21 protein-coding genes, 1 pseudogene and 2 riboswitches are annotated in these 26,325 nt (G+C 58.3%); of the genes and pseudogenes, 15 read left to right on the forward strand and 7 right to left on the reverse strand.

Features of this window, described 5'->3' with window-relative positions:
• The first annotated feature begins 4 nt into the window (after positions 1 to 4).
• The 7 genes and pseudogenes from JI721_RS08070 to JI721_RS08100 all read left to right on the forward strand — a co-directional run bounded on the left by JI721_RS08070 (position 5) and on the right by JI721_RS08100 (position 8,657).
• Positions 5 to 1,996: a cbb3-type cytochrome c oxidase subunit I gene (locus JI721_RS08070; protein ID WP_274457508.1), complete on the forward strand. Its 1,992-nt coding sequence runs from the start codon at positions 5 to 7 to the stop codon at positions 1,994 to 1,996.
• Positions 1,989 to 2,612 (forward strand): cytochrome (ubi)quinol oxidase subunit III, encoded by a 624-nt coding sequence (locus JI721_RS08075; RefSeq protein WP_407654104.1) that lies wholly within the window; start codon positions 1,989 to 1,991, stop codon positions 2,610 to 2,612. The genes JI721_RS08070 and JI721_RS08075 overlap by 8 nt, the downstream gene beginning before the upstream one ends.
• The gene (locus JI721_RS08080) at positions 2,612 to 2,950 is read left to right on the forward strand and encodes a cytochrome C oxidase subunit IV family protein (RefSeq protein WP_274457510.1); all 339 of its coding nucleotides are present in this window, start codon (positions 2,612 to 2,614) and stop codon (positions 2,948 to 2,950) included. Before JI721_RS08075 ends, JI721_RS08080 begins: the two co-directional genes overlap by 1 nt.
• Positions 2,951 to 3,043: 93 nt before the next feature.
• Positions 3,044 to 3,240, forward strand: a riboswitch (cobalamin riboswitch).
• Between the two features lie 218 nt (positions 3,241 to 3,458).
• Positions 3,459 to 5,693 carry a ribonucleoside-diphosphate reductase subunit alpha gene (locus JI721_RS08085; RefSeq protein ID WP_274457744.1) on the forward strand — a complete coding sequence of 745 codons (2,235 nt, stop codon included), beginning with the start codon at positions 3,459 to 3,461 and terminating at the stop codon, positions 5,691 to 5,693.
• Positions 5,694 to 5,723: 30 nt separating this feature from the next.
• A complete protein-coding gene (locus tag JI721_RS08090; RefSeq protein ID WP_274457511.1) occupies positions 5,724 to 6,761 on the forward strand; it encodes a ribonucleotide-diphosphate reductase subunit beta in 1,038 nt (345 codons plus the stop codon).
• Between the two features lie 58 nt (positions 6,762 to 6,819).
• Positions 6,820 to 7,907, forward strand: a pseudogene (locus JI721_RS08095) (5-methyltetrahydropteroyltriglutamate--homocysteine S-methyltransferase).
• Between the two features lie 42 nt (positions 7,908 to 7,949).
• Positions 7,950 to 8,657: a class I SAM-dependent methyltransferase gene (locus JI721_RS08100; RefSeq protein ID WP_274457512.1), complete on the forward strand. Its 708-nt coding sequence runs from the start codon at positions 7,950 to 7,952 to the stop codon at positions 8,655 to 8,657.
• A 165-nt stretch (positions 8,658 to 8,822) separates the two neighbouring features.
• On the opposite strand, the gene JI721_RS08105 is transcribed toward JI721_RS08100, so the two are convergent.
• The 4 genes from JI721_RS08105 to JI721_RS08120 form a co-directional block, all read right to left on the reverse strand.
• Positions 8,823 to 9,881, reverse strand: a complete 1,059-nt coding sequence (locus tag JI721_RS08105) for an Ig-like domain-containing protein (RefSeq protein ID WP_274457513.1) — start codon at positions 9,879 to 9,881, stop codon at positions 8,823 to 8,825.
• Positions 9,882 to 9,894: 13 nt separating this feature from the next.
• Positions 9,895 to 10,980 carry a phosphate ABC transporter substrate-binding protein PstS gene (gene pstS / locus JI721_RS08110; RefSeq protein ID WP_274457514.1) on the reverse strand — a complete coding sequence of 362 codons (1,086 nt, stop codon included), beginning with the start codon at positions 10,978 to 10,980 and terminating at the stop codon, positions 9,895 to 9,897.
• Between the two features lie 235 nt (positions 10,981 to 11,215).
• Positions 11,216 to 12,076: a C40 family peptidase gene (locus JI721_RS08115; RefSeq protein WP_274457515.1), complete on the reverse strand. Its 861-nt coding sequence runs from the start codon at positions 12,074 to 12,076 to the stop codon at positions 11,216 to 11,218.
• Positions 12,076 to 12,200, reverse strand: a riboswitch (cyclic di-AMP (ydaO/yuaA leader). Its footprint overlaps the gene before it by 1 nt.
• Positions 12,201 to 12,313: 113 nt before the next feature.
• Positions 12,314 to 13,306, reverse strand: a complete 993-nt coding sequence (locus JI721_RS08120) for a DMT family transporter (RefSeq protein WP_274457516.1) — start codon at positions 13,304 to 13,306, stop codon at positions 12,314 to 12,316.
• A gap of 326 nt (positions 13,307 to 13,632) precedes the next feature.
• On the opposite strand from JI721_RS08120, the gene JI721_RS08125 reads away from it, so the two are divergent.
• From JI721_RS08125 to JI721_RS08140, 4 genes are all read left to right on the forward strand, one after another.
• Positions 13,633 to 14,178: a C40 family peptidase gene (locus JI721_RS08125; RefSeq protein WP_274457517.1), complete on the forward strand. Its 546-nt coding sequence runs from the start codon at positions 13,633 to 13,635 to the stop codon at positions 14,176 to 14,178.
• Positions 14,179 to 14,464: 286 nt separating this feature from the next.
• Positions 14,465 to 15,718, forward strand: coding sequence for an MFS transporter (locus JI721_RS08130; protein ID WP_274457518.1), 1,254 nt, complete (start codon positions 14,465 to 14,467; stop codon positions 15,716 to 15,718).
• A gap of 87 nt (positions 15,719 to 15,805) precedes the next feature.
• Positions 15,806 to 16,360, forward strand: a complete 555-nt coding sequence (locus tag JI721_RS08135) for an HAD family hydrolase (protein ID WP_274457519.1) — start codon at positions 15,806 to 15,808, stop codon at positions 16,358 to 16,360.
• A 68-nt stretch (positions 16,361 to 16,428) separates the two neighbouring features.
• The gene (locus JI721_RS08140) at positions 16,429 to 17,259 is read left to right on the forward strand and encodes an aldo/keto reductase (protein ID WP_274457520.1); all 831 of its coding nucleotides are present in this window, start codon (positions 16,429 to 16,431) and stop codon (positions 17,257 to 17,259) included.
• Here the strand turns inward: JI721_RS08140 and JI721_RS08145 are convergent.
• Positions 17,256 to 17,708 carry a Fur family transcriptional regulator gene (locus tag JI721_RS08145; protein ID WP_274457521.1) on the reverse strand — a complete coding sequence of 151 codons (453 nt, stop codon included), beginning with the start codon at positions 17,706 to 17,708 and terminating at the stop codon, positions 17,256 to 17,258. The two genes, JI721_RS08140 and JI721_RS08145, sit on opposite strands and share 4 nt — an antisense overlap.
• Before the next feature lie 208 nt (positions 17,709 to 17,916).
• On the opposite strand from JI721_RS08145, the gene JI721_RS08150 reads away from it, so the two are divergent.
• Together JI721_RS08150 and JI721_RS08155 are read left to right on the forward strand one after the other, a co-directional pair.
• A complete protein-coding gene (locus JI721_RS08150; protein WP_274457522.1) occupies positions 17,917 to 18,696 on the forward strand; it encodes a YwmB family TATA-box binding protein in 780 nt (259 codons plus the stop codon).
• A 208-nt stretch (positions 18,697 to 18,904) separates the two neighbouring features.
• The gene (locus JI721_RS08155) at positions 18,905 to 20,596 is read left to right on the forward strand and encodes an ABC1 kinase family protein (protein WP_274457523.1); all 1,692 of its coding nucleotides are present in this window, start codon (positions 18,905 to 18,907) and stop codon (positions 20,594 to 20,596) included.
• A gap of 16 nt (positions 20,597 to 20,612) precedes the next feature.
• On the opposite strand, the gene JI721_RS08160 is transcribed toward JI721_RS08155, so the two are convergent.
• Complete coding sequence (locus JI721_RS08160; RefSeq protein WP_274457524.1) at positions 20,613 to 22,022, reverse strand: UDP-N-acetylmuramoyl-tripeptide--D-alanyl-D-alanine ligase; 1,410 nt, start codon at positions 22,020 to 22,022, stop codon at positions 20,613 to 20,615.
• A 257-nt stretch (positions 22,023 to 22,279) separates the two neighbouring features.
• Between JI721_RS08160 and JI721_RS08165 the strand changes: the two genes are divergently transcribed.
• Positions 22,280 to 23,440: a D-alanine--D-alanine ligase gene (locus JI721_RS08165; RefSeq protein ID WP_274457525.1), complete on the forward strand. Its 1,161-nt coding sequence runs from the start codon at positions 22,280 to 22,282 to the stop codon at positions 23,438 to 23,440.
• 170 nt (positions 23,441 to 23,610) lie between these two features.
• On the opposite strand, the gene JI721_RS08170 is transcribed toward JI721_RS08165, so the two are convergent.
• Entirely contained in the window at positions 23,611 to 24,789 is a 1,179-nt protein-coding gene (locus JI721_RS08170; RefSeq protein ID WP_274457526.1) for an aminotransferase class I/II-fold pyridoxal phosphate-dependent enzyme, read from the reverse strand.
• Between the two features lie 65 nt (positions 24,790 to 24,854).
• Between JI721_RS08170 and JI721_RS08175 the strand changes: the two genes are divergently transcribed.
• The gene (locus JI721_RS08175) at positions 24,855 to 26,321 is read left to right on the forward strand and encodes an amidase (protein ID WP_274457527.1); all 1,467 of its coding nucleotides are present in this window, start codon (positions 24,855 to 24,857) and stop codon (positions 26,319 to 26,321) included.
• Positions 26,322 to 26,325 lie beyond the last annotated feature (4 nt).

Genomic DNA, 26,325 nt, shown 5'->3' on the forward strand with positions numbered 1-26,325 from the left:
GGGAGTGAGCGGCTTGAACGCGTTTCTATCTCACTTTTTCGTCACGGGAGATCCGTTGATTTATGCATCGGACGTTCTCATCGTGCTTGTGAGCCTTGGCATCATTGTGACGCTCACGTACTTAAAAAAGTGGAAATGGTTGTGGCGCGAGTGGCTGACCACGGTGGACCACAAACGCATCGCCATCATGTACCTGATTGCAGCCATTTTGATGCTGTTCCGCGGCGGGGCGGACGCAGAACTGCTGCGTACGCAGCTGGCGGTGCCGAACAATTCCTTTTTGACCGCTGAGCACTATGACCAAATCTTTACCACGCACGGAACCATCATGATTTTGTTCATGGCGATGCCGATGATGTTCGCGCTGTTCAACGCGGCGGTGCCGCTGCAGATTGGCGCGCGCGACGTGGCGTTTCCCTACTTGAACGCCATCAGTTTCTGGTTGTTCTTCTTTGGCTGCTTGTTGTTCAACTTGTCGTTTGTGATTGGGGGCTCTCCGGACGGCGGCTGGACCAGCTATCCACCGCTGACGGAACTCGGGTTCAGCCCGGGGCCAGGGGAAAACTACTACATCCTCGGCATCCTCATTTCTGGCCTCGGCAGCACGGCAACAGGCATCAATTTTATGGCGACCATCCTGAAGATGCGTGCACCCGGCATGACGCTGATGAAACTGCCGCTGTTCTGTTGGTCGGTCCTGTCGTCCAGTATCATCATCCTGTTTGCGTTTCCGGCCTTAACGGTCGCGCTGGCGCTGCTGCTGCTCGACCGGACGATGGGGACGGACTTCTTCACCATCCTGCATGGCGGCAACCCCATGCAGTTTGTCAACCTGTTTTGGGTATGGGGCCACCCGGAAGTGTACATCGTTGTGCTGCCGGCCTTTGGGGTTTACTCGGAAGTGGTCAGCACGTTTTCCAGGAAGACGGTGTTCGGGTATAAATCGATGGTCTTTTCGCTGCTCGCCATCACCGTCATCGGTTATCTGACCTGGGCTCACCACTTCTTCACCATGGGTGCGGGCGCCAGTGTCAATACGTTCTTCGCGATTTCGACCATGTGCGTGGGCATCCCGACCGGTGTGAAGATGTTCAATTGGCTGTTTACGATGTTCCGCGGGAGAATCCAATTCAAGCTGCCGATGTTGTGGACGCTGGCGTTCATTCCGGCGTTTGCCATCGCGGGCGCGACGGGCATTATGCTGGCTGCCGCTCCTGCGGACTATCAGTTCCACAACAGCCAGTTCCTCGTTGCGCACTTTCACATGGCGTTGATTGGCGGCGTTGTCTTCGGCTACGTCGCGGGGATGTACTACTGGTGGCCCAAATTGTTCGGCTTCAGCCTCGACGAACGGCTGGGAAGGTGGGCGTTTTGGCTGTGGCAGATTGGGTTCTATGGCTGCTTTGGTCCGCAATTTGCGCTTGGATTTATGGGGATGACCCGGCGGATGTACACCTACCCGGCGAACATGGGGTGGAACACCCTGAACCTCGTGTCGACCTGCGGGGCGTACTTGATGGGTGTCGCATTTCTCTTCATCGGCGCGCAAATCGTATACAGCATCCTCAAAGGGAAGCGGGACGTGACGGGGGACCCTTGGGACGGCCGTACGCTGGAGTGGTCGATTCCTTCGCCGCCGCCCCTGTATAACTTCGCCGTCATTCCGACCGTTCAAGCCCGTGACGAGTGGTGGCGGCGGAAACAATCGGGAGAAGCCGCGCAGCGGGCAGCATTCCCTGCAGAAGCGAGTTTGCAGCCCATTCATATGCCGCGCAACTCTTCCATTCCGTTTTTGGTCGGGCTGTCCTTCTTTGTCGGCGGGTTTGGCACGGTGTTTCATTGGTACGGGATGTCCATCGTGGGCGGGGTCGGCATCTTGCTGTGCTTGCTGGCGAGATCGCTGCAAGAGAACGTGGATTACTACGTACCGGTTGACGAAATCAAGCGCACCGAAATCCATCTTCGAGAGGGTGTGACCCATGGCCTCCATGTCTAAAGCGGTGTTAACCCCGAAGCAGGGCGGGGCTGTGCATGAGCCTGCTCCAGAATACAGCCACGGTGGAGACGTCAGTATTCTGGGCTTCTGGTTCTTTCTTGCAACCGATTTGCTGATCTTCGCCTGCTTGTTCGCTACGTTTGTGATTTTGCGGACACACACCGACGGCGGTCCGACGGGCAGTGCAATCTTCGATGTCAACGGATTTGTCGCAGAGACGTTCATTCTGTTGACGAGCAGTTTCACCTGCGGCCTGGCGACCTTCGCGCTTCGCAAAGGCAAGCGCAAAGCCGCACTCAGTTGGCTGGGGGCCACCATTTTGTTGGGGATCGCGTTTGTCGGTCTGGAAATCAGTGAATTCATCCATGATGCAGCGATTGGCGCGACGGCGCAGCGCAGCGCGTTTCTGTCGGGATTTTTCACCCTCGTCGGGACTCACGGAGCGCACGTGTCGATGGGCATTCTCTGGATGTGTTCTGTGTTCTATCAAATTTGGCGCAGAGGCATCCATCCCGTTCGGGCCAGAAAGTTGTTTCTGGTCGGCCTCTACTGGCACTTTCTCGACATTGTCTGGGTGTTTATTTTCACCGTGGTATACATGATGGGGGTGGTATGATGTCAAGCCAATCGAACACCGCGCACCGCCATGCCGCGTCCGCAGTGCATGAACCGAGCTTCCCGTGGAAACAGGTCATCGGCTACGTCCTGTCGCTGCTGTTGACGGGTGCCACCTTGTGGTGCGGTTTTGGGCATGGGCTGCACGGCGGGGTCTTGCAGACGACGATGATGGTCCTCGGCATGCTGCAAGTGCTGGTCCAGCTCCTGCTCTTCATGCACCTTTCCGAGGGCGGCACGACCTCTCACATCTGGATGATTCTGCTCGGTTTTTTCTTCACCTTTGTGGTCGTCGCAGCATCCATTTGGATCATGACCTTCGGATATCAGGTGCAGTAGAACGAATGCTGCTGACTCGAATGCGCTGATTCTAGCGTTTTTGTTCATTGTATCTTATTGAAAAACACAATATGTAGTGATATACTGACGCCACAAAACCGATTCAAACTTGGTGCCCGCACAGGTGGGTGAAAAGGGAATCCAGTGAAAGTCTGGAGCGGTCCTCGCCACGGTAAGAAAGACGCACGGCAATGGGTGCTTGACACCGGCCACTCAATGTTGCATTGGGGAAGGCTTTGTTGATGCGGATGATTTCAAGCCCGGAGACCTGCCAAGTTTGGACTTGAAAGACGCCCACGAGGGATTGGGCGGGGCTTTGGAATCGATGCAAGTATCGAATTCATGCCGTCGTTCGCGTTGGCGGAATTCGTTCATCCATCGTGACAAACCGCGCTCTGTCCCTCGCTGGGACAGGGTTTTTATTTTGCGAGTTTTTCATTGCGTGAGGAGGGAATGTAGCGTGAGTGTGGCAGAAGGATTGATTTCACCCGGTCTCCGCGGGACTGTCATGGTTCAAAAGAGGAGCGGTAGGGCTGAACGGTTTGATGGTGAAAAACTGCTCCGAACCATTCAACGTGCGTGTGAGGGGGTGGAGGGGTGTACCCCGGATGCGCTGGCCGCGGCTTTGCATTTGCAGGTACGGGACGGCATATCGACGCAGGAACTCATGCGGCTGCTCATTCGGGTTGCTGCGGAAAAGACCTCCGTTGAACAACCCAATTGGCAGTTTGTTGCCGCAAGGCTGCTCCTGTCGGACAGCTATAAAGAAGCTTCGCGGAACCGCCAGTATACAGAGGTTGGTTATGGTGACTTTTATACACTCATCGTACGTCTCGAAGAAATGGGGCGGTATGGCACATACATTCGAAAGGCATACACGAAGCAGCAGATTGATGAACTTGCGCGCTACATACGACCCGAACGCGATTTGCTGCTCAATTATGTTGGGCTCAAACAGTTGATGGATCGATATGTCATTCATGGCGAACATGGCGAGACCCTTGAACTGCCGCAAGAACTGTTCATGGGGGTCGCGATGCATCTGGCGATGCGTGAAGTGGACAAGGTTGCGAAGGCTAAGCAATTCTACGACATGTTGTCCAAACTGGAGGCGACGGTTGCAACGCCGACCCTCAGTAATGCCCGCAAGCCCTTCCATCAACTGAGTTCCTGCTTCATTGACATGCCGGAGGATGACCTCATCAGCATCTATGAAACGGACAAGGCCTTTGCGCGCGTATCAAAATTTGGCGGCGGCATGGGCATTTACGTCGGAAAGATTCGGGCGAGAGGGTCAGCGATTCAAAATCACAAAGGGGCCAGCGGCGGGGTCATTCCTTGGGTCAAGAACTACAACAACACGGCGGTGAGCTGCAATCAACTGGGGGTTCGAAGCGGCGCCGCGGCCATTTACCTGGACGTGTGGCACAAAGACATTCAGGACTTTCTTCAGTTACGCACCAATCATGGAGACGAGCGTCTCAAAGCACACGACATTTTTCCGGGTGTCTGTATTCCCGATGCGTTCATGCGCCGTGTCGAGAACCGCGAGCCGTGGTATCTGTTTTGTCCACACGAAGTGTATCAAACGATGGGGTTTCACCTGGAAGACGCCTTCGGCGAAGAATTTGAACGGCGGTACCAGGCGTGCGTGGATTGCCCAGCGCTGGACAAGACAGAGGTTCCCGCCATTGACTTGATGAAACGCATCATGCAGTCTGCTTTCGAAACAGGGACGCCCTTTCTGTTCTTTCGAGACACGGCCAATCGCCTCAATCCCAATCAACACGCGGGCATGATTTACTGCAGCAATTTGTGCACGGAAATTATACAAAACATGAAGCCGATGCGCATGATGGAAGAATCCACAGAGAATGGGGAGGTTGTGGTCCGCTACGTGCCCGGAGATTTCGTGGTCTGCAACCTGTCTTCGTTGAATCTCGGGCGGTGCAATACCCTGCCGGATATTGAGCGGACGGTTGCGTCGCAAATGCGGGGCATGGACAACGTGATCGACCTCAATCACTACCCCGTGCGGCAAGCGCAAATCACGAATCAAAAGTACCGCGCCGTCGGTCTTGGGGTCAGCGGATATCATCAATACCTCGCGCACAAGGGCATCCCATGGGAGTCCGAGGCGCACTTGAAAGAAGTCGATTGGTTGTTTGAATGGATCAACTTCTTTGCCATCAAGGCCTCGATGGAATTGGCCAAGGAACGAGGGCCGTACGCTTTATTTGAAGGGTCGGACTGGCAGACGGGTGCGTACTTCGACGTGCGTGGATACCGGACCAAGGCGGATGGCCCCGACTGGGACTGGCTGAAGGCACAAGTGCGAACCCATGGGATTCGAAACGGGTATCTGTTTGCCATCGCGCCCACGAGCAGTACAAGTTTGATTGCCGGCAGCACAGCCGGTATTGATCCGGTGTTTGCCCGGTTTTTCCTGGAGGAAAAGAAAAACGGTGTCGTCCCACAAACGGCACCAGGACTTTGCCCTGAGACGTTTTGGTATTACAAGGAGGCGCATGCGATTGACCAGACCTGGAGCATTCGCGCTGCGGCTGTCCGACAACGCCATATTGACCAGTCTCAATCGTTCAACTTGTATATTACGCCGGACATTCATGTGAGGGACTTTTTGAATCTGTATCTTCAGGCGTGGAGAAGCGGGTTAAAGACGGTGTATTACGTGCGCAGCCGGTCGGTGGAACTCGAAGACTGCGTGGCTTGTTCATCCTGATTGAGCGACAATGCGATGGGGGCTTTGACGATGCAGTTACAGCGGACAAAACTCTTTAATGAAGCTGGGGACCGAGATTGGGGATTACGTCGAATCATCGGCGGCAACACCACGAATCTCATTGAATTAAACAATGTGAAGTACGATTGGGCCTATCGGATGTATCGGGGGATGATGAGTAATTTTTGGATTCCGGAAGAGATTCCGCTTGGCGACGACGCGCGGCAGTATGCCATGCTCACAGCGCACGAGCAAAGGAGCTTTAACAAGATATTGTCCTTTCTGATTTTCCTGGACAGCATTCAAACGCATAACCTGCCAAACATCAATGAGTACATCACGGCACCGGAGGTGAACTTGTGTCTGACCGTCCATGCGTTTCAAGAGGCGGTGCACTCGCAATCCTATGGATACATCCTGGATTCCGTGGTCAGCGCCGAGATCCGCGAACAAATCTACAATGAGTGGCGGAATGATGAGCATTTGCGCAGGCGCAATCAATTTATCACCGACCGGTACGAAGAATTCATTCATGACCCAAGTGACAAAAACTTGGTGAAGACCGTCATGGCCAACTATATTCTTGAAGGGGTGTACTTCTATTCTGGATTCAGCTTCTTCTTCGCACTGGGCAGACAGGGGAAGATGCTTGGCACGGTGTCTGAAATCAAGTACATTCAACGAGACGAACTCACGCATTTAGCCCTGTTCCGTCATATCTTTGAAGAAATCGCCAAAGAGAATCCACACCTGATGACGCCGCAGCTGATGGACGAGCTTTTGGACATGATGCGCCAGGCGGTGGCTCATGAAATTGCCTGGGGCCAGTACGTCACGAATGGGCAGATCCCTGGCCTGACCGACGAACTGATTGAATCATACATTCAGTACCTGGCCAACCTTCGGCTGAAGTCGTTACAGATGCCGATTCTCTATCCGAATGTCACGGCGCATCCGATGCCGTGGGTTGAGCAGTTTGCCGCCATGAATTCCATGAAGACAGATTTCTTTGAACAGAAGGTGACCAACTACACCAAGTCGGCAAACTTGAAGTGGGACGAGCTCTAGGGCAGGATGTGAGAAGCAGGCTTGCAGCATAAAATTACAGGGACGGGGAGTGGATGCAATGCAAGCGCCGTTTCGTGCCGACCACGTTGGCAGTTTGTTGAGACCCAAGCGATTAAAGGATGCCCGTGAACAATTTCGGGCGGGCACCATCACACGCGCGAATTTGCGGGAAATCGAAGATGAGGAAATTGCACGGGTGGTTCGGAAGCAACAGGAAATCGGCCTCCAAGGCATCACCGACGGCGAGTTTCGCCGCGCCTGGTGGCACCTGGACTTTCTTGAAGGGCTGGACGGCGTGGAGGGATTTGACACCGAGCAGGGGATTCAATTCCACGGAACACAGACCAAATCGAGATCGGTCCGAGTCGTGGGTAAAATCGACTTCACAGACCATCCGATGCTGGAGGATTATCGGTTTTTGCATGGCCTGGTGGGGCCTCAGTCAAAATTGTCGATTCCGAGCCCAAGTATGTTGCATCTGCGCGGCCAATTGATGCCAGGGGTCTATGATGAGAGGGACGCGTATTACCACGACCTCGCGATGGCTTATCGGAAAGCGATTCGGGCGTTTTATGACGCGGGGTGCCGCTACATCCAATTGGACGATACTTCGTGGGCGACGACGTTTTGTTCCGAGGAGTCCTTGGCCGCGCTGCGAGCGAAGGGGATTGACCCCGAACAACTGAAGGCGACCAACGCCGCCGTCATCAATCAGGCGCTGGCGGACAGGCCAAGTGACTTGCGAATCACGATGCACATTTGCCGCGGCAACTTCCGTTCGACCTGGATGACGTCGGGCGGATACGAGCCGGTGGCGGAGGTGCTGTTTCAGCAGCTGCAGATTGATGGGTTCTTTTTGGAGTATGATTCCGATCGCGCCGGCGATTTTCACCCGCTGCGGTTCGTGAACCGGCCTGACTTGAACATTGTGCTGGGGCTGGTCACTTCCAAGCACGGGGCGCTCGAGCATCCGGACGACATCAAGCGCAAAGTGGACGAGGCGACGCGGTATGTGCCGCTCGAACAACTCTGCTTAAGCCCGCAGTGCGGGTTTGCTTCGACAGAAGAAGGGAATCTCCTCACGGAAGACGAACAATGAGAAAGTTAGCGTTTGTGGTTCAGTTGGCAAACGACATTTGGGGCTGACCGTTCCCGCTTCAAATTTCATTCTGATGCCGGAGGTGCGCCGTGACACAAGACTGGACGAATGCAGAAACGGCCAAGCAGTGGGACAAAGAGGGTCACGAAAGAAATCCACTCCGTTCGGAGCAGCTCGATGTCCTCGTCTCCATCTTGGCCGACCAATTCACGCCGGGACACTGGATATTGGATTTGGGGTACGGGTCCGGGCAGGTTGAGCAGCTGATTTTTGACCGCATCCCGGGTGCGTCTGTTGTCGGCGTGGATTTCTCTGAAGCGATGATGACATTGGCGGCGGAGCGCTTGAAGGCGTATCCGAATCGGTTCGAAGCGGTCCAGCACAATTTGAGCGAGCTGGATTCGCTGCAACTCCCAAATCATCCCTATCAGTTTGTGATCGCGATTCAATCGCTGCACCATTTGCTTGCGCCGCAGCTGCGGGCTGCTTACGAGTACGTGTACAACACGCTTCCACCTGGGGGGATGTTCCTGCTGCTGGACCGACTGGCGGTTGAGTCAGAGCGCATTTGGCAAGTGATGCACGTGGTCTGGGAGCGGCAGGACCGGTTGTTTCACACCCACGTTTCTTCCCATGAAGGGGAGAGTTTTGACGCGCATGCGCGACGCGTGCGCGAGCGGGGGGATTTTCCGATTTCGTTGTATCAACATCTGACTTGGCTCAAAGAATGCGGATTTGACGCGACATGCGTGCATGTGCATGGAAACAGGGGCCTCTTGGTCGGCGTCAAGCCGTAAGCAGGCAGGCAGACCATGCAAACCGAACCAGTGGGTGGACGCTGACATGCGGACGATGCGCGGCAGACACCAAAAACGCCTTGGAGGGGGACCAAGGCGTTTTTTGGTGACACGGGTTCCGTTGAGGGAATCGGCATCGTGGCAGAACCACGCGTTTCGTTTGCCTTACTGAGCCGTAGCGACGGTCACCGTCAGCGGGGCGATGGTGTCGCCCTGCGGGTCGGTCGCCGTGATGGTCGCGGTTCCCGCACTCATGCCGATGATTTTGCCGTCTGTTGTGACTTCAACGACGGACGGATTGGATGAGGCGTACGTAACCGTACCCGCGTAGGGTGCGTTGCTGGCGTCCACAGCTTGCAGCGAATCGATTGCGGACGCTGTTCCGTTGTACACCGAGAGCGTGACCGGTCCCGTGACAGCGGTGCCGCCGTTCAAGGCCTCAATCGAGACAGGGCCCAGCGTCCCGCCGGTGAATGGGGTGCTGCCATCGTAGCTGACCGAGAGAGAGATCGCACCACTTTGCAAACTGGGCAGGTCCGGAACCGTCAAGGTGGCAAGGGTTCCACTGGCGTCCAGGCTCGCATTGGTGACGGACAGCGTGCCGGTCGAATCGGTGACGGTAAAGTCGCTCGGGTCGACGCTGGATACAGGTGCGCTGAGTGTAACCACGATTTGGCCGGGGGTTTCGTCGACGGCCGTCGCGATGATCGAAGACGCGGCAGCAGGCAGTTGAACGTTCAGGGTTCCTTGTTTGCTATTGTACTGGTACGTGTAGCCGAGTGCCTTCAAAATGGCCTCCACATCGGAGATGCGCAGGTACGAGGTGGCTGTCGCGCCCTTCACCGGCGGTTTCTCGACGAGGTGCGGGAGTTTCATCACCGTTTGCCCGTCGGCCACGACGTTGGCATCACCCGAGGTTTTCGCCGGCAGTTGTGACGCATCCAGTCCGCTGTTCAAGAGGTAGAGTGTATGACCGACCCACAGCGCGTTCGCGTTGACTTGGTTCAGAAGCTGCACGACCGCATACGCGGAGACCCACTGTGCACTCTGGTACGTGAACCCTTCAACCTTGGTTAGACCGTACTGAGGGGTTCCGTCGACTTCAAATGTGTCGTGTGACCAGGCCTTGCTCGGGACCGACACGGTCTTGGCCATGGCCGCCGGCGCAAACGCGCCGAGGATGATCGAAGATGCTGCTGCGATGGTGAGCAGTGTCCGCTTCAAACGATTTTCCTCCTTAACCCGTAATCTGGTTGATCTGTGCCTGGCTTTTCGCTTCTATGCTCTTTGGGAGCGGCAGGAAGTTCACATACGACAGGTATTTGGATTGATTGCCTCCGGTTGGGCTGATGGCCCAGTTCAGGAACTTGCGAAGGGCAGCCGCCTTGGTGGCGTTTGGCTGGTGCTTGTTGATAATGGCGTACTCAAAGTTGACGATGGGATACGAAGTCTTGCCTGGGGCATAAATGAGGGAGTACGCCTCATTTTTCGGCACCTTGCTGACGACGGCGTTCACGTCGGCCGAGATATTTGCGCTCGTGGGCAGTTCAAAATTCCCGGTCCGGTTCTCGAGTGCGGCGTAGCCGATGGACTTATTTGCAGCCAGGGCTGTTTTCAAGTAGCTGATGCCAACGTACGAAATGGAATACGGGTTGTTCTTCAGGGCGGTGACAATGCCGCTGTTCCCTGAAGCGCCAAGGGAACCGGATACCGCTGGCCAGGATGGCAGGGTGCTTTCGTTGACCTGAGACTTCCACTGCGCATTCGTGTCGGTTAAGTACGACGTGAAGAGGAAGGAGTCACCGCTGCTGTCCGACCGGTGCACCAGGATGATTTTATGGTTCGGAAGTTTCACGCCTTTGTTCAGATTCTGGATTTGCGAGTTGTCCCAATTCGTAATTTTGCCGAGATAGATTTGCGCGAGCACATTCCCGGACAGTTTCAGGTGGGTGGACTGGCTGATGCCCGGCAGGTTATACATCACTTGCTGGGCGGAAACGGCCAACGGAATGTTTTCCATGTTGGGCATCGCCTGAAGGGTTGCAGGCGGGAGATAGGCGTCAGATGCACCAATGTCGACAAGACCTTTCTCTGCATCCGTGATGCCGGTGCCGCTGCCGGTAGAAGCCGGGCGGATGGTGACGCCGGCGGCCTTCTGATATGCGCTGTCCCACTCGTTGGTGAATAACGGATACATCAAAGACGACCCAGACTCTGTCAACACCGTGGAAGCCAGTGCCGTCGGTGCTGCCACCGCAGCAGTGGACAGCATGCTCGCCGTCACGGCGAACCCCGTTACGTACTTGATGAACGTTTTGTTCATACCCCTCGAGACCTCCAATTTTTTCTTTGAATGGATTACGGGAAAAGCATAGATTGGGCTTGTAAATTTCTCGTGTGTAATTTGTCAACGACTGTGGATAGCGTGAAAAGATTACGTGTGGTTTTTGTAAACATAGAATAGAGTCGCGTGGGCAAACCAAAAACGGGCGGCCTCGGCCGCCCGTCGTACCAATTCCGATGGTTGATTCGCTCAGAGGGTTCGTTCGCTCGGCGCGTTAGAACATGCGTTTTACAACGGTAATATGGTCGTACCAGTAGGAACCAGGTTTCAACGGGAGGTAACCGACTTTCTTCAAACCGCCGCCTTCCTGAATCATCTCGCCGTTGCCGGCATAGATGCCCACATGACCGCCGTCGTTAAACACGACCAGGTCGCCCGGCTGCATATCTTGCGTTGGGACTGCCACCCCCACACGCTTGTACTGTGTCTGCGAGGCGGTGCTCATGTCGTAACCCAGTGCGTGGTGGTATACATATTCGGTGAAGTTGGAGCAGTCAAAGCCCGTCTGGCCGCGGTCTTCATTGTGCCCCCATTCGTACGGAGTGCCAAGCTTGCTTTCCGCGACCTGCAGCACGGCGTTCAACTTGGTCTGGTAGCTTGCGTCCAGCGGTGCCAGCGGTGTGATGTTTGGATCCAAGGTCACGCCCGGTGGCAGCAGGCCACCGAGGCTTTCGTACGTCCCCGAAGCAACCATCGAGGCGGACGAAGCGGTTGCTGGCGTACTCGTGCTGGCAGCTTGTCCAGCCGTTCCGGATGTCGATGCTGCCGATCCCGATACGGCCTGTGTCCAGTAGGTGTTGCGCGTGATATAACCGACCCGGTCTTGTTCGTCTTCCACATGCCACCAGTACGCGTTGCTGCCTGTCAAGACGCGGAGTTTGGTGCCTGTAGGTTCCAGCGCGATGCGGCTCGCCCCGGTGTGGGCCGCCGTTATGAGATAAGCGGCGCGATCTACCTCGACCGTGGTGGTCGTCGTGGCTGCATTCGCCAAGCCCGCAAAAGTTCCAATGGATACCACGGCGGTAACGCCAGACAAAATCATGCGAAGCATTCGTTTCGAGTCACGCTGCTGCATGCTGCTCCCCCTTGTGCCTCCGGGGTTAGTTGACGGGTTTGGGCAGGGAGTGCCCTCGTGTCGAAACACTTTCACCCCAAAAAGAAATTCCCCCGTACCTGTTCGGATTCGGCGTAGTTTTGAGCTTTCAAGGGAAAGCCTATCATGGATGGCTGCTAGACTTCATTACAAAAATAATGGCAGCATGGCTCCAAACCTGCGAGCGTGGTGGCATTCTGCCGGGTTTGGCCGGCCTCATCAGACGCTTCGCTCGGAGGCTGCGTCGGTCTGCTCGATCCTTGGCGGCCGGCGGCTGGGACGTGCGGAGACGAGGCTGTGCAGCACCATGCCAATGACGACCAGCGCCACGCCGACATACCCCAGCGCGGAGGTGGTCGTGTCTGGGAGGAGGAGACGTTCGCCGAACAAGGTGAACACCACCTCCCCGGACTGCGTGGCTTCGACGGCGGCGAGGTGGTGCAGGTTGTGCCGGGCCAGGTCGGTCGCCGTGAAGAAGAGTACCGTCGCGATAACCCCGGAAAACAGGGCCACGATGAAACTTTGCAGAACCTGGCCAGGGGCCGGCAGACCGTGCGAGATCCACTGATACACACTCAGGATGACCCACAGCGGCAGGCTGGCAATGGTCATGCCGAGCGTGCGCTGCCAGGCATCCAGCCGGTCGCCGCACAGCGCCATCATCTTGCGGTTTCCGAGCGGATAGGCGAACGCCGCAACGAGGATGGGGACAATCCCCAGCACCAGCCCGCGCGGACTCACGTGTCCAGCGCGGGACAGTTCCATGATGGCGATGCCGGCCAGAATGATGAGCGACATACCCATGCCTGAAAGGGGGATGGAAGGCCTGACTTTCATCACGATGTCCCCTGTGCGCACGGTTTCGTAGACGAGCGGCGCGACCAGCGAACCGGCAACAATGGTGAATTGCCAGGTGCCTGCGACCAGCCACGCCGGGCTGTAGGCAGCGGCGAAGCAGAGCGGTGCGTAGAACAAGCCGAACCCCACGAAACTCCACCACAGCCATGACCATGGGTGTATCCTGATTTCCCCGAGCAGTGGGCGCAGGTTGCGGCGTGATCCGACAATCAGTAACAACAGAGGCAGCATGAACAAGTACCGGAGCGAAGCGCTCCAAATCCAACTGCCGCCATCGGAACTCATCAGTCGATTCAGGACAAAGGTAACCGCAAAGAAGAAAGATGAGAGAATGCCAATGGCAACAGCTTTCATGATGTCCTCCCGCAGGAAAGTGTGGTTAAATTCGTTATAACACAGGACGAAGACGGCTGTCTTTGGAGAGGGTGAATCTTTACCTGAAAGACTGATAATTCGTCTTGGACCGGACAAGATACCCCTGATGAATCATGACTTCTTCGGCGGGGGGATTCTTACACATGAACGCAAGGCGCGTCGCGTCCCCGGAAGAAGGACAAGCCGGCTGACATGGTGTGAAACACGGTCAAGTTTCGAACTCCTTGTTACAGGTCGGCACTTTTCCCCCGAATGGGCTTGTTTCAAGGTACAATTGGGGGGAGTAAACCATGGGAGGGAATGCTGTGACTCGCCCTGGGAAGCGGATGGTTCTGTACGCTGGAGGACTTCTTCTGGTGTGTGTGGTCGTTGCCTTGGTCTGGACCGTTCGAGGTGTCAAACATGACTCGGCAGCGCACACGAAGGGCGGAAAGTCCCCCAGTGTGGTCATCACGGTGGCCCCTGCAGAGCCGGTTGCGCAATACCGCCAGGATACGATTTACAAGACGACAGAACAGTTGCTTGCAGAGCCTCCTGACCAGCAGTTGGATGCCTCCGCGTTTGTCCAGTACGTGTACGCGCGAGCAGGAATTTCACTCCCACGTACTGTACAGGAGCAAGCGCAAACGGGAACGCCCATTTCTGATCCAGCCCAGTTGCATAAGGGTGACCTGGTCTTCTTCAGTGATTCGCCCACTGATACACAGGTGACGTTTGATGGGATTTACATCGGCAACGACACGGTGGCTGCGCTGACCACACACGGCTTGCAGACGTTCAAAATCTCCGACGCATATTGGCAGCCCTTGTTTCGGTTCGGCGTGACGCCGTCACAGGCATCGTCGGGATAAGCATGGCTGCGCGTGCAAGCTCGGCTGCGTGCCGAGGTCCCGTCAAGAAAGTTTCTTGAAAAAGTCCCGTGGATTCAGTTCCGTAAATCAGTCCCGCAAATCACGCGGAAAAATTAGAGGGAATTTCAAGGGAGACGCACTATGATGAGACTGTGCTTGTGAACGAGTTTCCCCCTTTACTTGAACAATGGCCCATCGGCTGTTGTTCTTTTTTTGTGTTTTTGAACGCCCCTACGAACGCCCCGAACGTGCAGCACGTGCATTCCAGACCCTCCAGTGTGTATCATTGAAAGATGGGAGGGGGGGAATCAACATTTCAACAAATGCAGCACCAGCACCGGTAGAACAAGGTTTCCGCAATCAGCAATTGCTGTGGGCACTTGGCTTCGGCGGCTTTTTGGTCAATTCGGACAATCGGGCCATTGCGCCGATGCTGGCGGCCATCGCCATCGCGCTGCACACCACGCCGTCAGCGGCCGCGCTCCTCGTCACGGCCTACTCGATTCCCTATGGTGTGTTTCAGCTGGCTTATGGACCGCTGGCCGACCGGATTGGCAAGGTTCGAACCATCGTGTTGTCTCTGTGTTTGTTCGCGCTCGGTACCGTTGGTTGTGCGGTGGTACATCGTTTTTCTGCGCTCTTGGTGCTGCGGGTGCTGACCGGCATGTTTGCGGCCGGCATCATTCCGACCAGCCTGGCGCAAATTGGCGACCGTTTTGCGTATGCAGAGCGCTCCAAAGCGATTGCCTTCTTTATGTCGCTGTGCACCTCCGGCCAGGCGCTCGGCATTGTCATTGGGGGCATTGTGGCGCAATTTCTCAGCTATCGTTTTCTGTTTTTGATTCTTGGGGTGGCCGCGCTGCCTGCCCTGTGGACACTGCTTCGCCAGCGTGCGGCGGAAACCACCCCGCAATCGGCGCCGCCGAGCCTCCCGCTCGCGGACCGTTATAAAGCGCTGCTCCGCCGGCGGTTTGTGTGGCTGATTTATGGACTGGTCCTGGCGGAAGGGCTGGTGTTTTACGGGGGGTTCACATTCCTCGGGGTGTACGGGGTGAACAACCTGCACCTTTCGTATTTTGTCATTGGACTCCTGACCGCGACGTACAGTCTCGGCGCGTTCGCCGGCAGCCGCACGATTGCCCCGCTCGTGGCGCGAATTGGTACGCGGCGCATGCCCATTTTCGGGGCGGGTATCCTGACTTGCGGGTTTGCAATCATCTGGGGCTGGCCGACCGTGCCCGCCCTGACGCTCGGGTTCATTGTGCTTGGCTTCGGATTTAGTTACTGCCACTCGACCTTGCAGACGTTCGCGACGGATTTGCTGCCGAGCGCGCGGGCAACAGCGATGTCCTTGTTCGCATTCTCGCTGTTTCTCGGCAGCGGCCTGGGCCCAATGGTGACCGGCCGCATCTACGATGTGCTGGGTATGCACTGGATGCTCGGCTTGGTGACCGCCGGCATGGGGGGATTTGCGCTGTGCTGTTTGACCCTGCTGCAGCAAAAGCAGAGATCCGATCACACCACCACGTTGTCCGTATGAATGAGCACACAGAGAGACGGCGGCGCAGGTCCAAACCGGGCGTTCGCTGCCCGCTGCGGGACCACCGCCCAGAGAGGGTGAGGTATCGTGATCACGCACGTGATCTGGGACTTAGGAGATACACTGGTCAATCCGCCCTATGGTGGACATGACACCAAACCCATTGACCGCTGCGAAGAGGTGCAGCTGCGCCCGTATGCGGAAGAAGTGCTGCGGGAGGTCGCAGCGCTGGGGCTCGGGCAGGCGGTGCTGAGCAATACGGCCACCAGCGACAGTGACAGTGTCACGCGGCTGCTCGAGCGGCTGGGTGTTGCCGCCTGGTTTTCGTTTGTCTATGGAACCGAGTCGGAATTCAATCGGCGCAACCCCGGTAAGCCGAGCCCGGAAGTGTTCCAGCGGGTCCGGAACGCCCTCGGCGTCGCACCCGGGCAGGTGGTGATGGTCGGCAATTCGTGGGATCACGACGTTCTTGGCGCCAACGGCAGCGAGATGCACGCCATTTGGCTGTGCAACCCGGACATTTCCAAGCGCGCGGACTGGGTCACGAAGGTGGACAGCCCGCCCTTTGTGCTTCCCGTCTGGGACTTGAAACACGTCACGCCGGCCATTCAGCTGTTGCAAGCGGCCCTGTCTGCGTCATAATGGGGCGTGTACAGCCATTTTTGGCTGCGGACGCGCTGAAGATGATCATCAGTGGGAGGGGAATTTGCATGCGTCTGGAGCTTTCGAGTCGGGTCGCACTGCACAACGGGGTACAGATGCCCTGGTTTGGGTTAGGCGTGTACAAGGTCCAGGCCGGCGGCGAAGTGGAGCATGCCGTGCGTGCCGCGATTGCCACTGGCTACCGGAGTATTGACACAGCGGCATTGTACGGCAACGAGGAAGGCGTAGGACGCGCCATCCAGGCTTCCGGCGCGGCCCGGGACGAAATTTTTGTCACCACAAAAGTGTGGAACACCGACCAGGGCTTTGACACGACACGCGAGGCGTTTGAAACGAGCCGCAGGAAACTGGGCCTGGACGTCGTCGACTTGTATCTGATTCACTGGCCCGTCAAAGGTAAGTACCTTGACACCTGGCGTGCGATGGAAGAACTGTACCGCGAAGGAAAGGTTCGTGCGATTGGGGTCAGCAACTTTCAAATCCACCACCTGCAGGACCTGCTCGACCACTGTGAGATTCGCCCGATGGTAAACCAGGTGGAGTATCATCCGTACCTGACCCAGGTCGAACTGCGGACCTTCTGCGAACAAAACCAGATTCGGCTGGAGGCATGGGCTCCGCTCATGCGCGGCCGGTTGATGGATGACCCCGTACTCCAGCAAATCGCGTCCGCACACGAGAAGACGGTTGCTCAGGTGGTGCTTCGCTGGGACTTGCAGCACGGGGTCGTGACCATTCCGAAGTCTGTGCGTCCGGAGCGGATTCGCGAAAACGCGGACATCTTTGATTTTGAATTGAGCGAGCAGGAAATGGCGCAAATTGATGGGTTAAACCGCAATGAGCGGTGCGGGCCTGACCCGGACAACTTTCATTTTTAACGCTTGAATGTTTCACGCTCGCGTTTGGCTGCGCAGGCAGCGCACACGCCGCGGACTTCAATATGAAAGCTGCGGATGTGGAAGTCGTGCGCCTGCGCGGCGGATGTCAGTGCCGGGTCAGGCAGGGTGATGTCAATCATTTCACCGCACTCGTCGCATACGAGGTGGTGGTGGGGTTCCGTGTTGACGTCGTATCGGGACGGCCCATCCCCAAAGGGAAGCTCCTGCGCGATGCCGGCATCGACAAAAGCTTTCATGGTGTTATACAGGGTGGCCAGGCTGATGGCAGGCGTCGTCTGGCGCAGCAGTTCGTAAAGCTCCTCGACGGTGCAGTGGCGCGGGGTCTGATACAACAACATCAGGACAGCCAGCCGCTGCTGGGTCACCCGCAGCCCTGCTGACTTCAACACCTGTGCCGCATCCTCCACTCCAAACTGGGCGCGCTGCATGCCAGACCTCCTTTCCTGGTGACCTTATCTTAACACCAAATGTGAGCCTCGTGTGCCCGTTGTAAACGATATGTCAGTCCTTCCAAATCTATGAATCTTCCACGAGCCCTTTTCGAACCCTTGTGCCGAATCTATCAACCCTCGTATATTTTTGTGCGGATTCGCCCACACTGTCGGTAGAGATGCGAGACAGTGAGGAGCGGTGACAATGAAACGGTTGGCTTGGATGTTGATTGCGACCGGTGTGATTGGCTGGCTGCTGGTGCACTCCGGGGAGGCGTTGGCCGAGGGCGGCGACGCGGCGACGACAGCCGCCCGCCAGGAGGCTGCGTTGATTCAGGCAAGCACGAATGCCGCACACGCCCGCGTGAACAGCTACCTGGTGCATGACTACAACGTGATCGACCAGGACTTTCTCGCTCCGTCCGCACTGGCGAACGTCGGTGAAACGGTGGGCAGCGCGCTTGGGGTCAGCCATGGCTCGGCCATCACTCGCAACGTGGACGGTGAGCGTTTCTACGAGTTAACGGGTGAAGGCGAAGACGGCCTGCACGTGTCCATTTACTGCACCAGTTTTGCGGCGAGCGGGGGGACTCCGGGATCGACCGTTGTCGTCGTTCGCGCGACCCGTCAAACCCAAACGCTGACGGACCTTGGCGATGCGATGGCGGCTGTCGCCCGCGCCATCGAACCGCTTCACGTCCAGCCGCAGGTCAGCGCTTATGTCGACGCCGCCGTACCGGGGCTCTTGTCGGCCGACGAGGCGCAGGGGCTCGTCCAACAGGTGTTGGCCAAGACGGACGCAACACGTGTGGAGGGCATCTCGTCTGACGGGGTGACCAGTGTTTCTGCCGATGTGCCCACCGTCGCGCCGTATCTCCTCACCAACGGGAAGCGGATGAATCTGCAAATTGCCGTTCATGACGATACCGTGAACGGCGAGACCGACGTGGTGGTGGGCTCGCCCATTATTGTCGACCCGTACTAAGGCCCCCGGTAGGAAGGACCTGTCCGAGCGGTCCCGGACTGCATGCCGGTTCGCGGCGCGGGTGCTGCAAGGTGGTGCGGCCGCCCGCAGCCTGGCGCGTCATGGGCCGTGCGTCTCTCCTGTGTTAGACTGTTCACATAGATAACAGTTGCCCTGTGGACACAGGAAACGGAAATCTGTCCGGCAGACGTTCGGGGGTTCGTACACGATGAACGCGACACAATCGTTGGGAAAACGCGTTCGCCATTTACAACGCTATCGTCAGATTGCACAAATTTTCATCCGCAATGGGTTTGGCTGGTTTATTGACGGCATCGGATTCGCGGAGTTCATTACCCTGCCGAAGCGGTTCTTCACAGATGCGCAGAGACGCGAAAGCCTGTCAACGGTGGAACGGATTCGGCTGGTGATTGAGCAGCTGGGGCCGACGTTCATTAAACTGGGGCAAATCGCCAGCTTGCGGACGGATGTGTTTCCACCGGAGTTCATTCAAGAACTGACCAAGCTGCAGGACGAAGTCCCGCCCGTACCTTTTCCTCAAATCCGCGAAATCGTCGAGATGGAACTGGGCGGCCCGCTCCAGGATACGTTTCGCACGTTTGATGAAACGCCGATTGGTTCGGCGTCCATCGGCCAGGTTCACCGGGCCGTCCTCTGGACGGGCGAAGTGGTCGCGGTCAAGGTGCAGCGGCCGGATATTGAACGGCAGATTCGCGTCGACCTCGAAGTGCTGGCAGATCTCGCGCAAATGGCAGAACGCCGCTTTGATTGGGCGAGGTTATATCAGGTCAGCGATGTCGTTGCCGAGTTCACCCGGTCGCTCCGCGATGAACTGGATTACACGCTGGAGGGACGGAATGCCGACCGCATTCGCAAGATTTTCGAAGACGACCCGACCGTGTACATTCCCGAGATTTACTGGGACCTGACGACCCCCCGCGTGTTGGTGATGGAGTTTGTGGAAGGCATCAAGTTAAAGGACGTCCAGGCGCTGGAGCAAGCCGGCTTTGACCGGCAGCGCCTCGCCGCAAACGCCGCACGGGCGGTATTCACGCAGCTGCTGATTCACGGTTTTTTCCACGCCGACCCGCATCCCGGGAATCTCGCGGCGCTGCCGAACCATGTGATTCTGTTCATGGACTTCGGGATGGTGGGGCGGCTCACGCCGGACATGAAGGACCGGCTGGCTTCACTGGTCGTCGGCCTGATGCGGAAAAACACGGAACTCATCATGCGCGGACTGTACCGCATGGGCGTCGTCCCGCTGGACGTCGATGACCACAAACTGCGGCGCGATGTGGAGATGCTCCGCGAGAAATACTATGACATCCCGCTCAGTCAAATCAGTCTGGCCAGTTCCGTCAACGACATTTTCCAAGTGGCGTACCGTCATCGCATTCAAATTCCGCCGGATTTGGCGTTGGTCGGGAAGACGCTCTTGACGATTGAGGGTGTGGTGGAAGAACTCGACCCGAACTTTCGCATCATGGACGTGGCCGAGCCGTTCGGGCGGCAGCTGCTGAAAGAACGGCTGCACCCCCGGACGATTGGCCGCAACCTGGTCAGCACGGCAATGGACGTCACGGAGTTTCTGGTGGATTTTCCAAAACAGGTTCGGTTCATGGTGCAGGAGATTGGCCGCGGCAAAATCAAGGTCCAAATGGAGGTCAATGAAGTCAACACCATTCTGTCCAAGCTCGACCGCATCAGCAACCGTCTGTCGTTCAGCGTGATGCTTCTCGCACTCAGCATCTTTATGGCGGGGCTGCTGATTGCATCCGCACTCGCCAAATCGGCCAACCTGCTGTGGCGGTTTCCGCTCACAGAGGTCGGCTTGATTCTTGGCGGCGTCATGCTGGTGTGGCTCATCTGGGCCATTTTTCGCTCGGGACGCATGTGACGCACGCTGCTCGGGCCTACACGGTAGGCTGGCCTTGGGTCAGCGCGCGCACCACGTCTTCGAGCTTCATCCCGCGCGACGCCTTGACGAGCACGGCTGCACCGTCCGGCACCAGGGCATCGATGTGCGCCAGCGCCTCCTGCTTCCCCTCGAAATGGATCACGTCGGTGCACCCGGCGTCTTTGGCCGCCGCCGCGATCCACCGCGCCATGGGGCCGATGGTGACAAGCCGGTCAATGCCCAGCTCTGCCGCTGCGGCGCCGACTTCGCGGTGCGACGCCTCCGCATAGGTGCCCAGTTCGTACATCTCGCCGAGAATCGCGACGGTCGTCCGCTCCCTGGCCACATCCTTCAGCGCCGACAGGCTCGCCTTCGTCGACAAGGGGCTTGCGTTGTACGTATCGTCGATCACAACGCTGCCCCGAAGGCCTGGCTTCACCTGCAGACGCCCGCCGGTCATCTGGGCGTGCGCCAGCGCTTCGGCCATGGCATCGAGCGGCAGGGCGTGCGCGGCCCCCATGAGCAAGGCGCCAAGCGCGTTGCCGACATTGTGGCGGCCGTAGGTGGGTAAGGACACTTCCTGGCGCTCCCCGAACACGTGCGCGACGAATGTGACCCCGTCTGCATGGTGGCGGATGTCCTCCGCAAAGGCGTCGGGCCGGTGCCCTTCCGCATATTCCGGGTTTTCTGTGAGACTGGTCCACAACACCCGTGCGCGGGTGCGCTGTGCGATGCGGACCAGCCACGGATCGTCCAGCGACAGCACGGCCACGCCGTCGCGAGGCAGGGCTTCCAGCAGTTCTCCTTTGGCCTTGGCGATGTTCTCCTGACTCCCCAGAATTTCAATGTGGCTTTGGCCGATGTTGGTGATGATGCCAGCGGTGGGCTGTGCAATGTCACAGAGCCGCTGAATTTGCCCCAAGCCGCGCATCCCCATCTCGAGGATGATAGACTGGTGGTTCTCTTGCCGTCCAAGCAAGGTCAGCGGAAGTCCCAGCTCATTGTTGTAGTTGGCGGCGGTGGCCAGACAAGGGCCTTTGGTGCGGAAGACAGCAGCCAACAGGTCCTTGGAGGTCGTTTTGCCATTGCTGCCCGTGACGCCGATGACTGGGCCGCCAAAGCGGGTGCGTTCGAACGCCGCGAGGCGTCCGATGGCGATGAGCGGGTCTGCCACCCGGAGAACAGCGCCCTGCGCCGGATGGACCTGGATATCCTTGGTGACCAGTGCAGCGGCGGCTCCGCGCGCGAACGCGTCCGCGACAAAGTCGTGTCCGTCGTGCTTTTCTCCGACGAACGCAACAAACAAATCGCCAGGCTGAACCTGCCGATGGTCGATGGCAACACCGGTAATGTGCTCATTGAGATTCCCTTGTACCAGGACCCCTTGCACTAAATCCGTCAATTGACGGGTCGACAGCGGCAACACGGATACAACACTCCATTCATGAAATCGTCCGAAACACGTTCGACAAACCTTCGACAAAACGTTCGACACAGGATGCGCGATTGAGTCCTTCTACATCTTACGCACAAACGAGGCAATGCGCCAGAAGCGGACGGCGCGCGGGCGCTCTGCAGGTTTGACGGGCCAGCGTGGCAGGCGTCGCTTCGCGCACGATGGGCACCGCCCACGCTGCAGGCATAAGGTATACTCGAACTATGAAGGATGAAGGAGTTGGCAGCGTGTCACAGCGAATACGAGTCGGGGTTATCTTTGGCGGGAAGTCAGGCGAACACGAGGTGTCCATCCTGTCTGGGCAGTCGATTCTCAAGGCACTGGACCCAGAGAAGTATATCGCTGTCCCGATTGGGATTACGCGGCGCGGCGAATGGGTGGTGGGGGCAGAGGCTGCCCAGGTGCTGCAAGAGGCAGCTCAAATTCAGCTGGGGGGTCCGCCGGAACCATCGTCCATCGACGCGGGGGCTGACCGCGACGCCGCGGTGGGACAACCGGGCGCGGGACCGCACGCCGTGCCGGCCAGCCAGCCGGGTGAAACGGCTTTGACCCTGGTGCCGCCGGCGCTGGTGGAGTCGTTTGACGTCGTGATCCCCGTGTTGCATGGCCCCAATGGGGAAGACGGCACGATTCAGGGCATGCTGGAGCTGTTTGACATTCCCTACGTGGGGGCGGGGGTGCTGGCGTCTGCTGTGGGGATGGATAAAGTGTTCATGAAGAAGTTGTTCGCGTCCGCGGGCTTGCCGCAAGCCGCGTACACCTTCTACACACGAAAGACGTGGGAGTCCGACCCAGAGGCTGTGCTGGCGGATGTCGAGGCGAAACTGGGCTATCCATGCTTTGTGAAACCAGCCAACATGGGTTCCAGTGTCGGCATTTCCAAGGCGAAAAACCGCACAGGATTGACTGCGGCGTTCAAGCTGGCGGCCAAGTATGACCGGAAAATCATCGTGGAAGAGGGCTTGAACGTCCGGGAAGTGGAAGTGGCTGTCCTCGGCAATGACGAACCCAAAGCTTCCGTGCCCGGGGAAATCGTGCCCTCGAACGAGTTTTATGACTACAACGCCAAGTATGTGACGGGGGATTCGGCGCTCATCATTCCGGCCCCGCTCCCGCCGGATGTGACGGAGGAGGTACGCCGGCTGGCCGTGGAGGCGTACCGCGCCGTGGATTGCACGGGACTTGCGCGGATGGACTTTTTCGTCGAGCGGGAGACCGACCGGGTGTTGGTCAACGAGATCAACACGATGCCAGGCTTCACCCGGTTCAGCATGTACCCGAAATTGTGGGAAGCGACCGGGGTCAGCTACGCCGAGCTGATTGACCAATTGATTCAACTGGCGATCGAGCGCCATCGGGAGACCCGCCGGCGCACGTTCGACTTGTAACGAAGTCAGCCGGGCGGCCGCACAGGACTGTACAAGTCTGCACGGGGCGGGCGTGCGGTGGGGGCCGCGTGGGCGTGCAGCGCTGTGCAGCCCCTCGCAGCCCCACGCGGCCTCGGCCTCGACGGTCGTGATCGTCCGTTGCCGTGTATACTGCGCCCGTTTGTTGCGCGTCACCCACGGGCCGTCTGCAAGAACTGCCCGATGCGCCGGCATGCTTCTGCAAGGGCCGCTTCCGGCTGGACCAGCGCGATGCGCACGTAGCCTTCGCCTTCGCGTCCGAAGGCGTCTCCCGGCGTGACGACGACGCCGGTTTCTTCTAACAAAGTGCGTGCGAACGCCTTGGAACTGGGGAACCCGTCGGGAATGCGCGCCCACAGAAACATCGTCGCGTGCACCGTGGGGACAGGCCATCCAGCGGCGCGAAGGCCGTCCACGAGCACATCGCGCCGGCGCTCATAGACGTGGACTTGGGCGGTGAGCGCGTCCGGTGGGCTGGTCAGCGCCGCGATGGCCGCTTCCTGGATGGGCGCGAAGATACCGTAGTCCACATGGGATTTGAGGAGTTCCAGCCAGTGCAGGGCCGCTGCGTTGCCGACGACATAGCCAATGCGGCAGCCGGCCAGGTTGAAGGTCTTCGACAGGGAGTTAAACTCGATCGCGACGTCTTTTGCGCCCGGGACCGACAACAGGCTGACCGCGCGGTGTCCGTCAAACACCAGTTCGGAGTAGGCGAAGTCGTGCACAATCAGGATGTTGTGGCGCTTGGCAAATGCAATGGCCTGCTCGAAAAAGTCTGCGGACACCAGCGTCGCCACCGGGTTGCCGGGGAAGTTCAGAATCATGAACTTCGCGCGCGCTGCGACCTCCGCTGGGATGGCTTCAAAATCCGGCAGAAAGCCGTTTTCTGCGCGCAGCGGCATCGTCACCAGCGTGCCGCCCGCAAGCTCGACGCTGGCGGCGTAAATCGGGTAGCCCGGGTCAGGCACCAGGACCACATCGCCCGGGTCGACGAGCGCGAGTGCCAAGTGCGCGAGTCCATCCTGTGAGCCCATCAATTGCAGGACCTCCTGCTGCGGCGCAAGCGTCACGCCGTAGCGGCGCTGGTAAAAGTGTGCGGCCGCCTCTTTGAATTCGGGCAGCGCCGTCAGGGTGTAGCCGTATTTTTGTGCATCCCGGACGGACGTTTCGAGCACCCGCACCGCGGCGGCGGACGGCGGCAGGTCCGGGCTGCCCACGCTCAGGTCGATGATCGTCAGCCCGCGCTCTGCCGCACGTCGTTTGCGCGCGGCCAAGTCGGAAAAGACGCCCGTGGGCAGGTTGGCAATGCGGCGGCTTGGTGTCAAATTCATGTTGGTTCCCCCTGAAATTCGCGTATCGTAGGGCTAGTATAGAACCGAGAAGGAGCGCTGTCGCGATGGCAGATTTACAAGCATTTTCGCACGAGGATTGGATGGAGGCAACGATTTACGATTTACAGGCCGCCATGGCTGCGGGCCGGCTCACCGCAGTTGAACTGACAGCGACGTATATGGCGCGCGTGGCGCGGTTCAATCACCAAGGCCCGGCTTTGAACGCGGTCCTGGAACTGAATCCGGATGCCATGCACATCGCAGCAGCGCTTGACGAAGAGCGGCAAAGCCGCGGCCCGCGCAGTTTGCTGCACGGGATTCCCGTGCTGGTCAAGGACAACATCGATACGGCGGACAAAACGCACACCAGCGCTGGCTCGCTTGCGCTGGCCGACCGCTATGCGGCGGCGGATGCGTTTTTGGTACGCCGGCTGCGCGCCGCCGGCGCGGTGATGTTCGGCAAGGCGAACATGACCGAATGGGCCAATTTTATGTCGGACCATATGCCGAGCGGGTACAGTTCCCGCGGCGGACAGGTGCAAAACCCGTACGGCCCAGGAACGTTTGATGTCGGAGGCTCCAGTTCCGGGTCGGGCGCGGCCGTCGCGGCGAACCTGGCGGCCGCAGCCGTCGGTACGGAGACATCGGGATCGATTCTCAGCCCTGCCAGCCAAAATTCCATCGTTGGCATCAAGCCGACGGTCGGGCTCATCAGCCGCAGCGGTATCATTCCGATTTCATTCAGTCAGGATACGGCCGGTCCGATGGCGAGGACCGTCGCAGACGCGGCGATTTTACTCGGTGCCATGACAGGAGAAGACCTGGATGATCCGGCGACGGGCGCCAGCAGGGGGCGCGCCTTGCGCGATTACACCGTGTTCTTAGATCCAAACGGCCTGAAGGGCGCGCGGATTGGCATCCCCAGGGAACCGTTTTACACCGAACTGCCGCCCGAGAAACAGGCCATCATCGACGCGGCCGTCCGGCAGCTGCAGGACCTCGGGGCCGTGGTGGTCGATCCCGCCGAGATTCCGACCGCCTCCGCAGATTGGGACATCAACGTGCTGGTGTACGAGTTCAAGCCAGCCTTGAACGCCTTCCTTGGGCGGCTGGACCCGACGGCGCCCATTCACTCATTACAAGATCTGATCTCCTACAACGCAGCGCGCCCCGAGACGATGCTCAAGTACGGACAAGCCTTGCTGGAGAAGGCAGAGGCAACCTCGGGGACGCTGACGGAAGCGGCGTATATTGACAGCCGGTTGAACGACGTCAGACGAGCGCGGGACGAGGGAATTGACGCCGTCATGCAGAAACACAACCTGGACGCGCTGCTCTTCCCGAACAACTGGGGCGCTGGCATCGCGGCCAAGGCGGGGTATCCGTCCATCACCGTACCCAGCGGGTACACCCCGGCGGGGGAACCAGTCGGGATCACGCTGACCGGCATGGCCTACTCGGAGCCAACGCTGATTCGGCTGGCCTACGCCTATGAACAGGCGACGCGGCACCGGGTACCGCCAGCGCTGTGAGTGG

It is taken from the genome of Alicyclobacillus cycloheptanicus, assembly GCF_028751525.1.
Taxonomy (GTDB): domain Bacteria; phylum Bacillota; class Bacilli; order Alicyclobacillales; family Alicyclobacillaceae; genus Alicyclobacillus_L; species Alicyclobacillus_L cycloheptanicus.